General features: G+C 62.5%; 10 protein-coding genes. 4 read left to right on the top strand and 6 right to left on the bottom strand.

Going from position 1 to position 9,995, the window contains the following annotated elements; all coding sequences use genetic code 11:
* Positions 1-134: 134 nt before the first annotated feature.
* Together GY725_15115 and GY725_15110 are read right to left on the bottom strand one after the other, a co-directional pair.
* On the bottom strand, positions 135-1,559 hold the full coding sequence (locus GY725_15115) for an FAD-binding protein (GenBank protein MCP4005520.1): 1,425 nt from the start codon (positions 1,557-1,559) through the stop codon (positions 135-137).
* The gene (locus tag GY725_15110) at positions 1,556-1,885 is read right to left on the bottom strand and encodes a cytochrome c5 family protein (protein ID MCP4005519.1); all 330 of its coding nucleotides are present in this window, start codon (positions 1,883-1,885) and stop codon (positions 1,556-1,558) included. The genes GY725_15115 and GY725_15110 overlap by 4 nt, the downstream gene beginning before the upstream one ends.
* Before the next feature lie 200 nt (positions 1,886-2,085).
* Here GY725_15110 and GY725_15105 point away from each other — a divergent pair, with 200 nt between their 5' ends.
* Genes GY725_15105 through GY725_15095 form a run of 3 tightly spaced genes read left to right on the top strand, consistent with a single transcriptional unit; the run spans position 2,086 to position 4,506 of the window.
* Positions 2,086-3,021, top strand: coding sequence for an LLM class flavin-dependent oxidoreductase (locus GY725_15105; GenBank protein MCP4005518.1), 936 nt, complete (start codon positions 2,086-2,088; stop codon positions 3,019-3,021).
* A gap of 21 nt (positions 3,022-3,042) precedes the next feature.
* Positions 3,043-3,654, top strand: a complete 612-nt coding sequence (locus tag GY725_15100; protein MCP4005517.1) for a pyridoxamine 5'-phosphate oxidase family protein — start codon at positions 3,043-3,045, stop codon at positions 3,652-3,654.
* Between the two features lie 57 nt (positions 3,655-3,711).
* On the top strand, positions 3,712-4,506 hold the full coding sequence (locus GY725_15095; protein ID MCP4005516.1) for an enoyl-CoA hydratase: 795 nt from the start codon (positions 3,712-3,714) through the stop codon (positions 4,504-4,506).
* A gap of 20 nt (positions 4,507-4,526) precedes the next feature.
* On the opposite strand, the gene GY725_15090 is transcribed toward GY725_15095, so the two are convergent.
* From GY725_15090 to GY725_15080, 3 genes are all read right to left on the bottom strand, one after another.
* Positions 4,527-5,699: an acyl-CoA dehydrogenase gene (locus GY725_15090; GenBank protein ID MCP4005515.1), complete on the bottom strand. Its 1,173-nt coding sequence runs from the start codon at positions 5,697-5,699 to the stop codon at positions 4,527-4,529.
* A 26-nt stretch (positions 5,700-5,725) separates the two neighbouring features.
* Entirely contained in the window at positions 5,726-6,529 is an 804-nt protein-coding gene (locus tag GY725_15085; GenBank protein MCP4005514.1) for an SDR family oxidoreductase, read from the bottom strand.
* 212 nt (positions 6,530-6,741) lie between these two features.
* Positions 6,742-7,824: a zinc-binding dehydrogenase gene (locus tag GY725_15080; protein ID MCP4005513.1), complete on the bottom strand. Its 1,083-nt coding sequence runs from the start codon at positions 7,822-7,824 to the stop codon at positions 6,742-6,744.
* 112 nt (positions 7,825-7,936) lie between these two features.
* On the opposite strand from GY725_15080, the gene GY725_15075 reads away from it, so the two are divergent.
* Positions 7,937-8,785, top strand: a complete 849-nt coding sequence (locus GY725_15075; protein MCP4005512.1) for an alpha/beta fold hydrolase — start codon at positions 7,937-7,939, stop codon at positions 8,783-8,785.
* 47 nt (positions 8,786-8,832) lie between these two features.
* Here the strand turns inward: GY725_15075 and GY725_15070 are convergent, their stop codons facing one another.
* A complete protein-coding gene (locus GY725_15070; protein ID MCP4005511.1) occupies positions 8,833-9,972 on the bottom strand; it encodes an acyl-CoA dehydrogenase in 1,140 nt (379 codons plus the stop codon).
* Positions 9,973-9,995 lie beyond the last annotated feature (23 nt).

Below are 9,995 nucleotides of genomic sequence, written 5' to 3'. Positions count from 1 at the left end.
CGAGAAGCGGGAGTCGCCGCCTGAGCAAGAAGCGTGATCCGATCGCAGATCCGTAGATCTGCAGAGGGTCGCGCGACGCAGCGCAGGCGGATGCATCGCGCTTCGCAGCCGCAGCCTCCCTGTGCAGAGGTTCCCTAGGTCGGTGTACCGAAGACGTCCCGCAGGTGCCGGTTGACGAGTTTGCGCTCGGGATCGAGTTCGCGACGCACTTCCTGGAAGTCGCGCCAGCGCGGGTAGAGTTTTTCCAGGCGACCGGCATCGAGCGTGTGTAGCTTGCCCCAATGCGGGCGTCCCTCGTACTTCCAGAAGATCGGTTCGATCTCGTTGAAGTAGGGACGGTAGTCCTCGTCAGCAAACTGGTGAATGGAGATCGAAACTCCATCTCGCTGATAGAACTGGCTCAACCAGACGTCATCGCGCTTCACGTAGCGGAACTCAATCGGAAAGACCACCGGAATCCGGCGTTCGCGGATCGTCGCGAGGATCTCGCGCAGACAGTCCGGTCCGACTTCGGCGGGAACGGTGTATTCCATTTCGCGGAAACGCAACAGGCGAACGTGCGGTAGCACTCGGTGCGATGGACCGATACGGACAGATTCGGTTCCCGCGGCCACCGCACGCAGGACCTGGTCGTAGGCAAAACTCCCGATGACCGGCCAGCGCCCGACCCAGCGATACGCGTCGCGTAACGCACGGATCGAATCCGGATCGTCTTCGACCTCGGAACTGACTTCGTCGGGATCGGTGGCCTCGTCTACCGCGAGCACCAACGACAACGTAGAGTGCGGAAACGCGTAGAACTCGAAATGGCGCAGGCGATCGCGTCTCTCTTCAATGGTTTCGAGCACGTCTTCCAGGGGTTCAAAACGTGCCCGCTCGACCAGTCGGATCTGCTTTCGATTGCGGATCCTCATACGCGTAACCACACCGAGCGCACCCAGTGAACAGCGCGCGGCGTGAAAGATCTCCGGATTGCGTCGAGAATCACAGGTGAGCAGATCCCCCTGCGGTGTTGCGAGGGTCAACTCGCTCACATAGTGAGAGAGCGAACCAAACTCGCGACCCGTTCCGTGGGATGAAGTCGCGACCGCACCGCCGAGCGTCTGGTAGTCGATATCGGGAAGATTGGGTTGCGCCTGGCCTTTTTGGGCGAGCAGGGGGCCGAGGTGATGCAGGCGTGTTCCCGCCCAGACCTCGGCTTCCAGAGTCTTTGCATCGCTAGAGATCAGACCGTGGAGCAGATCGCTGGCGACCAGCGTTCCGTCGCTGGGCACGAGCGGACTGAAAGAGTGTCCCGTCCCCACAGGTCTCACGATCCCCGCATCGGAGCGCGCAAGTAGCGTGCGCAACTCGTCTTCGCTTCCAGGAGCCGCGCGCTCGCGCGGGCGACAGCTCTGATTGCCCCCCCAATTCACCCAGGGGAGCGGCTGGCCGGGAATGTACTCCGGCGGAGACTCCGGAGCGGGTCCCGTTGTTGCCGGATCGCATGCGGGCAGAAGACCCGCCGCTGCGGAGACCAGCGCTGCGTGCGCGAACTCTCTGCGCGTCAGCCCGCTCATTTTTCGAGGCCCGTCAGGAATGAGACGAGCTTGCGCATATCGTCCTCACTACAGAACGAGCAGGTTCCGAGCGGCGGCATATTGCCGACTCCCGTGATCGCATTGGCGACCAGCTTCTCGAAACCCTTCTTTCGTCGCTCCCCCCATTCGACATCGCTTCCGGGCACCGGAGCAATGCTGGGCACCATATGGCAGTGCGCACACACTCGAGAGAAGATGCGCGCCTGGCGAGGAGCGAGCCCGGGTTCGGCTGCGGTGGAATGCGCCGTAGCGAGCGAAAGCGCCAGTACGGCCGAGATCAGAATGTACTGCTTCGGAATCTTCACGCGCCGATCATACCCTTCGCGTTCGTGCATGCACGATGAGTTCAGTCGATTTCCAGAGGTCCGGAACGCGGTTGCTTCGCACGGCTCATCGCGTTTCCCGCCCCTTGCACTCCCCGCCCCGTCGCCGATCCGCCGATCCGCAGTATACCCGCCCGGAGCGGTATAGTGGCTGCACAGCCACTCATCGGACAGGAGACCCCATGGCACGCACCGTCAAGTTCGGAGTTACGCTTCCCCAGATCAAACGCTCCTGGGATGAGGCCAAGGCGGCTGCACTGGAATTCGACCGCCTGCGTTTCGACTCCGTCTGGGTCTGCGATCACCTGTACGGCGTGCCACTTCCCAATCTGCCGATCCTCGAGGCCTGGAGCGAACTGACCGCTGTCGCCGCGCTGACGGAGCACGTAGAACTGGGAACCCTGGTCACCCCGCCCTTCTTTCGCAATCCGGCGGTGCTGGCGAAACAACTGGCGACCATCGATCAGATCTCGAATGGGCGCGTGATTGCCGGCCTGGGTGCGGGCTGGTTTAAACCCGAGTTTGAAGGCTACGGTTGCGAGTTTCCGGAACTCGGCGAACGCATGCAGGCGCTCGACGAAACCTGCGAGATCCTCAAGCGACTGTTCGTGGAAGAGAAGCTCAGCTTCGAGGGCAAGCACTTCCGGACGAGCGACTGTGTGCTCGAGCCCAAACCCGTACGCCGCCCGCCGATCCTCGTGGGTGGCGGAGGTGAGCGCGTGTTGATGGGCATCGTCGCGCGTCACGCGGACATCTGGAACAACATGGCCGTGGCGCAGGCGGTTCTGCCGCAGAAGATCGAAGCACTCAAGCGCCGTTGCGGAGAACTCGACCGCGACGTGAATGAAATCGAGATCTCGCAACAGTGCACCGTCGTACTTGCGCCGGACGAAGCCAGTGGGCGGCAATTCCTGGCGAAGGCCCAGAAGATCTACGGTGGGCACATGGGTTCTGGCCTGGAGGAGCACGGCATCTGGGGTTCGCCCGATCAGGTGATCGAACGCATCCAGCGGCACGTCGATCTGGGTTGCACGAGTTTTGTGATGGAGTTCTTCGGCCGCGATACCCGCGAACCCGCGCGCCTGTTCGCCGAGAAGGTCATTCCCGCCTTCCGCTGAGCGCCGCGTTAGACTCGCCGTATGGCGACCATCGAAACGATCGAAGAACTCGAGGCGATCTACGGCCACCCCTTGGCGGCGGCGACGGTGAAGGAAGTCGATCACATCACCCCGCATTACCGCGCGATGATCGAAGCTTCGCCGTTTGTCGCGTTGGCGACCAGCGGTCCGGATGGACTCGACTGTTCGCCGCGTGGCGACATGGCCGGATTCGTCCGCGTGCACGACGAACACACCCTGATGCTGCCTGACCGGCGAGGCAACAACCGCGTCGACTCGCTGCGCAATATCGTGCTCGATCCACGGGCTGCCCTGCTGTTTCTGATTCCCGGCTTCGGCAACACGTTACGGGCGAACGGGAGCGCGAAGCTGAGCAGCGATTCCGACCTGCTGGAGTCATTCGCGGTCAACGGCAAGGCCCCGCGCTCCGTGATCGTGTTCAACGTCGAATCCATCTACTTCCAGTGTGCGCGCGCTCTGCTCCGCTCGGATCTGTGGAACTCGAACAAGCACGCCGATCCGAGCAGCCTGCCCACGGCTGGCGAGATTCTGGCCGCGTTGAGCGAGAACCGCGTCGGCGGGTCAGACTACGACGCAGAGTGGCCGGATCGCGCCAGAAGCACCCTCTGGTAGCTGCGCGGACCGCCGAAGCAGAGGGACTGGTACAATCGCTCCCAGGAGGTCTGCTTCATGGAGTTCGATGTCGTCCAGTACGCGGTGAGCCAGAACATCGCGACCGTCACACTCAATCGACCCGATGTGCGCAACGCGCTCAACTGGGCCGCATACGCTCAACTCGAGGCGGCCTTCCGCAACGCCCAGAAGGACCCCGAAGTCCGCTGCGTGATCTTGACGGGAGCCGACCCCTCCTTCTGCTCGGGCGACGACGTGCGCGAAATCATGGCGGGCAGCAGTGGTGAAGCCACGGGCCAGCGTCTACGCGCAGTTCGTCCCAGGCCCACGCCCGCGGCCCTCGCCGTGCTGGAGTGCGACCGCCCGGTGATTGCCGCGGTCAATGGTGCCGCCGTCGGCTGGGGCATGGATCTGACACTGTTCTGCGATATCCGCATCGCCTCGGAGCGCGCAAAATTCGGAGAACTGTTCATCAAGCGCGGATTGATCTCGGACATGGGCGGCCTGGGTTATCTTCCGCAGATTGTGGGTCCGTCCAAGGCCGCCGAACTCCTCTTCACCGGCGATGTGATCGATGCCAAAGAAGCCGAGCGAATCGGGCTGGTCAGCCAGGTACTCCCACACGAGTCTCTGCGCGACGCGGCCGCGGGCCTGGCGAGCCGCATCGCCGCAAATCCACCACTCGCGCTGCGCTATATGAAGGAAGGCCTGCGCCGCGCGCGCACGGCCGATGTTCACGAACTCGGCGCCTACGTCGGACAGACACTCGGCACGCTATTCGCGACCGAAGACCACAAAGAGGGCGTGGCCGCGTTCCTCGAAAAGCGCAAGGCCACGTTTCACGGCCGATAACGGGATGTCCGTCTGACGCTTCAGAGCGTGACGTTGTCCTCGTCGAGTCCGAGTAGCAGGCGCGCCGTCTCGATGTAGATCCTCTCGCTGATGAACGCGTGCTGTGTGCCCGTGTACATGTCGCGGAAGACCCGCTCCAGCCGACTGCCTTCGCGGATGGCCGAGGTGCCGGCCGCCAGGTGTACGAACTGCACGACTTCCCGACACGCTTCCGTGGCATAGGTTCCCGCCAGACGCAGATCGCGTCGCATATCGGTCGTGAGTTCCTCACCGGCCACGACCGCGTCTGCGACAGCACAACAGGTGTCGTAGACCAGGAGTCTGGCCGCTCGCCACATACCTTCGTGATGGGCGAGATTGCGCTGGAAGGTCGGTTTTTCGGCGAGTGTCGAAGGATCACCCAGGCGCGTCTTCTGTCGAGCGAGTTCGATCACGTCGTCGAGTGCGCTGCGAGCGGCACCCAGCGCCCAGGCCGCGTGACCGGCACAGGTGATCGGCATGATCCCGAGCTTGTACAGGTTCCCGCCGCGCTTGTTCTCGCGAGTGAATAGTTTGAAGGTGCGATGCTCGGGAACGAAGACGTCCTGTACGTTGTAGTCGAAGCTGCCGGTGGCCTTGAGCCCGGTCACGTGCCAGCCGTCGGTGAATTCGATCTGTGCGCGCGGAAAGATCGCGACCGTCAGCGCTGGCAGGCCCGTCGGTTCCATCACGGGTTGTCCGTCGACGATCGGAATGAAGCCGCCGACGACGTATTCCGAATGGCCGGTACCACTGCCGAAGTTCCAGCTTCCAGTCACCTGATACCCGCCGTCGATTTTCACGCCCTGGCCCTTGGGAGCGAACTCACCGGCGAGCGTCACGCGATTGGCATTGGCCGTGAACACATCCTCAAAACCCTTGTCGGGCAGAAAGGCAGCGGCAAAGGCCGCGGAGGGAAAGCACGCTATGGAGATCCAGCCCACCGAACCGTCCTGCCAGGCGAGTTCCTGCCACACATCGAGCATTTCCCGCATGCTCGGCTCGTCGCCACCCGCTTCCTTCGGGTTCATGAACTGCATGAGGCCCCGATCCCAGAGGGCATCGACGATCTCTCGCGGCAGTGTGCGCAACTGCTCCGCCTTTTCGGCCTGATTCTCCACGGTGTCGCGCAGGCTGCGCGCCTGGCTCAGCCAGTGCTCGTTCCGGTCCGCCATACGATGTCTCCGATCTCGGTTGAACTTCAGTTGACGGCGTCCGCCGCGCCCCCGTCGATGCGCAGATTTGCGCCGTTCAGATAGCCCGCTCGTTCACTGCTGAGAAAAGCGATCAGGTCGCCCACCTCTTCCACCTCTGCGATCCGACCGGTGGGATTGGGAAAAACCTCCGAGGCGATCTTGCGCTGTACGCTCGGCCAGTCTTCGCCCCATCCGCGCTTTTTCGCCATGCGCAGGAAACTCTGCTTCACCTCGCGCGTGGCGATCAACCCGGGACTGACGGTATTGACTGTAATTCCGGTGCCTTCGAGTTCTTTCATGAGGCTGACCGTCATGTTTCCGAGCGCCGCCTTCGACGCGTAGTAGGCGGGAGTTCGCGCGGCCGGCCGTTGAGATCCAATCGTCGAGATCCAGATGATTCGACCCCAGCCGGCCTCGCGCATGCCGGAAACGAAGCCCTTCACCAGACGAACTCCCGAGACCACGTTCTTCTGGTACAGATCGATCCACTCCTCGCTCGGACTTTCGAGCCAGCCGCGGCCTTCGGCCACACCGTAGCTGTTCACCAGAACATCGACTCGCTCGCGACCCTTCAGGGCTTCACGGATGACCCGTTCGGCGCCGTCGTCCTCGCGAATATCGCCGACGACTCCGAAAGCTTCGCCGCCGCTTGCGCGAATCTCGTCGACGACGCGATCGGGTTCGCCGTCGCCAAAGCCGTGCACGAGCACCGTCGCGCCTTCGCGTGCCAATACGCGCACAATCCCCTCGCCCGTACCGCGATAGCTGCCGGTAACCAGGACACTCTTGCCCGTCAGACCCAGATCCATGTCGTCAGCTTACCTCGCTGCAGGGGCAACCGTCGCCCCGATGGGACCCAGGGAATCTCTGCACAGGGAGGATTCGAGCGAGAAGCGGGAGTCGCCGCCTGAGCAAGAAGCGTGATCCGATCGCAGATCCGTAGATCTGCAGAGGGTCGCGCGACGCAGCGCAGGCGGATGCATCGCGCTTCGCAGCTGCAGCCTCCCTGTGCAGAGGTTCCCTAACGCCAGGGTTCCACCAGGATCTTGGCGTGGCGATCGGGACTCGCGAGCTCCTCGAAGGCCTCGGGCACGCCGTCGACGCCGATCTTTCCGGTGATCAGCGGATCCACGTTGATTCGCCCTTCGGCGATGTTCGTCAGCGTAGTGGAGAATTCGTCGGGCCCGTAACCCAGCACGAACTGGATGTTCAGCTCTTTGTTGATGCCGAAGATCGGTTCGATCTTGTCGACCTCCATGCACACGCCCGCGACCACCACGCGCGCATGGCGCGGTGCACCTTCGATCACCTGTTGCAGAAGCCCCGGAACACCGACGCATTCGAATACGACGCAGGGTTTGATCTGGCCCTGCGCCATCATGGCCATCATCGGATTCTCCATGTCGATGCCCTCGGGAATGGCGAGTTCCTTCCACTTCTCGTAGGGCGAGTGATCGGCCGGATTCAGCACGATGTCCGCGCCCATCTGTTCGGCCATCTCGCGTCGCTTCGACGAGAACTCCGCCGCGATGATCGGGCCCGCTCCCTTGAGTTTGAGCGCGGCAATCACGGCCAGGCCGACCGGTCCGCAACCGATCACGATCGGAACTTCTCCTCCGACCAGTTGGGCTTTTTCAACCGCGTGATAGCCAACGGCCATCGGTTCGGTCAGGGCGGCGCGATCCGTGTCGAGTCCGTTGGGAACCTCGAGAAGCATCATCTCGTTCAAGACCATCAATTCGCCGTAGCCACCCGGGAAATCGTTGGAGTAGCCGACCGCGCCCGCGCCCTGGGGTCCGAACGCGACCGGGATCGAGCACACCCGCGTACCGGGTTTCAGGGTCTGCGAGGTGTTGGGTCCGAAGTCGACGATCTCCGCGCAGAATTCGTGGCCCATGACCACGTCCCGGTTCGGGTCCATGCCCTCGCCCTGGCCGGTTCGCCGGCCGACTTCGCGCATGATGTCGGCGTGTTTGAGCATGTGCAGGTCGGAACCGCAGATGCCGCAAGCCAGAGTCTTGACCAGCACCTGCCCGGCCTCCGGAACTGGATCGGGCAAGGTATCGACGACCAGTTTGCGGTCACGCATCGTACAGGCACGCATCGAAACTCTCCTATTGAAACGCTCTGGAGCAGCATACCGGCTGGTCGGAATTCGTGCAGAGCCGCGCTGGGTTCTGATTGCCAGGTTCGACGTCGGCACGTAGATTCGGCGGATGTACGAAACGCCGACCCGCGCGGGTCACCTCGAAGTTCGCGGTCTCGAAATGGCCTTCCGCTGGTACGGGCCGCTGGAGGGACGCCCCTTCCTGCTCGTCCACGGTTTCACCGGCTCCAGTGACGATTTCAGCGATCACGTCGAAGCGCTGGCCGAGCTGGGGCCCACAGTGCTGGTCGACCTGCGTGGCCACGGTGATTCGACGAACCTGGGCGAGGCCAGCGCCTATTCCATCGACGAACTGGTCGAAGACCTTGCCGCTGCACTCGAGAGCCTCGAAATCGAGAAGTGCGATCTTCTGGGCCACTCGATGGGTGGCATGGCCACGTTGCACTTCGCCCTGCGCTATCCGGAAAAGCTGCACTCTCTGGTCCTGATGGACACGACGGATTCACCGATCGATATCGTGCCGCCCGAGCAACTGGAGAAGCTGATGAGCTTCGTCGAGAAGGCCGGCTCCGATGGATTGCTGCAGGTGGCCGCTGCTCCGGGTCGGGAACGCGCTCCGGCACAACTCGCCTACGAAGACCGCGTGGGTTCCGAACTCGCTCGGGGGCGGATCGAGAAGAAGCTGCGCGCCATGGATCCGGCGGCGTTTATCGGCTTCGGGCGATCTCTGGGGAATCGCGTGATCCTGCGCGACCGCCTGGGTGAGATCGAGTGCCCCACGCTTGTAATGGTCGGCGTCCAGGATCGGCCATTCATCGGACCTTCCCACGCGATGGTCGCGGGTATCCGCGACGCGCACCTGGCCGAGATTTCCGATGCCGCACACAGCCCGCAACTAGAGAATCCCGACGAGTGGATTGCTCAGATTCGAGCGCACCTGGAGCGCGCGCGCAGTTAGCTCGGATCTCTTGGCCGGGCGCGTCACGAGGCCAGGAGAAGCGCGGACTAGAGTCCGAGGCGCCGCGCGACGATCACCTTCATGATCTCATTCGTACCCGCGTAGATGCTCTGAACTGCGGCGTCGCAGTAATCCGCCGAGATCGGATACTCCTGCATGAAGCCGTAGCCTCCGTGGAGTTGCAGACATTCGGCGGCCACCTTCTTCTGCAGATCCGTGGTCCAGAACTTCGCCATGGAAACTTCCTTGACGATCTCATCGCCGCCGACATGGGCGGCGAGCAGGCGGTCCACGAAGACCCGGCCGATCTCGTATTCCGTTTCGAGTTCCGCCAGCTTGAACTGAGTGTTCTGGAAACTGCCGATCGGTTGTCCAAACGCCTGTCGCTGCTTGACGTACTCGAGCGTGTCGTCGAGCGAACGTCGAATCGAGGCCATCGACGAGACCGCAATCGACAATCGTTCCTGTTGTAGCTTCTCCATGAGCATCTTGAAGCCATTGCCTTCCACGCCCAGAAGATTGTCGACGGGTACGCGACAGTCGTTGAAGAACATCTCGCTGGTGTCCTGGCCGCGCAGTCCGATTTTCTTCAAGGCCCGTCCGCGTTCGAAACCGGGTGCGTCTGCGTCGACCAGCAACAGGCTGATACCGTCGTGTCGCTTGGACGGATCGGTCTTCGCGACCAGGATGATCAGGTCGCAATTCTGACCGTTGGAGATGAAGGTCTTTGCACCGTTGACCACGAAATGATCGCCATCGCGAATCGCGCTGGTCTGCACATTGGCCAGATCGGATCCCGTACTGGGTTCGGTCATGCCGATTGCCAGCAGGCAATCGCCGCTGATGGCGCCGGTCAGGTACTTCTGCTTCTGAGCTTCGCTTCCGAAGGTGCTCAGATAGGGCACGCAGATATCGGTGTGAAGTGACGCCTGCAGACAGTGTGCGCGGTGGTAGGCGAGTTCTTCCTGGATGATCGCGTTGTACAGGAAGCCGCCTTCCGCACCCCCGTAGGCTTCGGGCTCATTGGCTCCCAGGAACCCCTCTTCCCCCATTCGCTTCCAGATGCTGCGCGGCGTGATCCCGGCCTCGTTCCACTCGCCGATATGGGGCTCGACCTCTGCTTTCACAAAACGCTGGAACTGTTGGCGAAACTCCAGGTGTTCGTCGGAAAAAATCTCTCTGCGCAACTCAGTCCCTCCTCTGGCGGGCT

Source organism: bacterium (genome assembly GCA_024226335.1).
Taxonomy (GTDB): Bacteria; Myxococcota_A; UBA9160; order SZUA-336; family SZUA-336; genus JAAELY01.
Note: the sequence above shows the minus strand (reverse complement) of the source record. Positions and strands in the feature narration are given on the sequence as shown.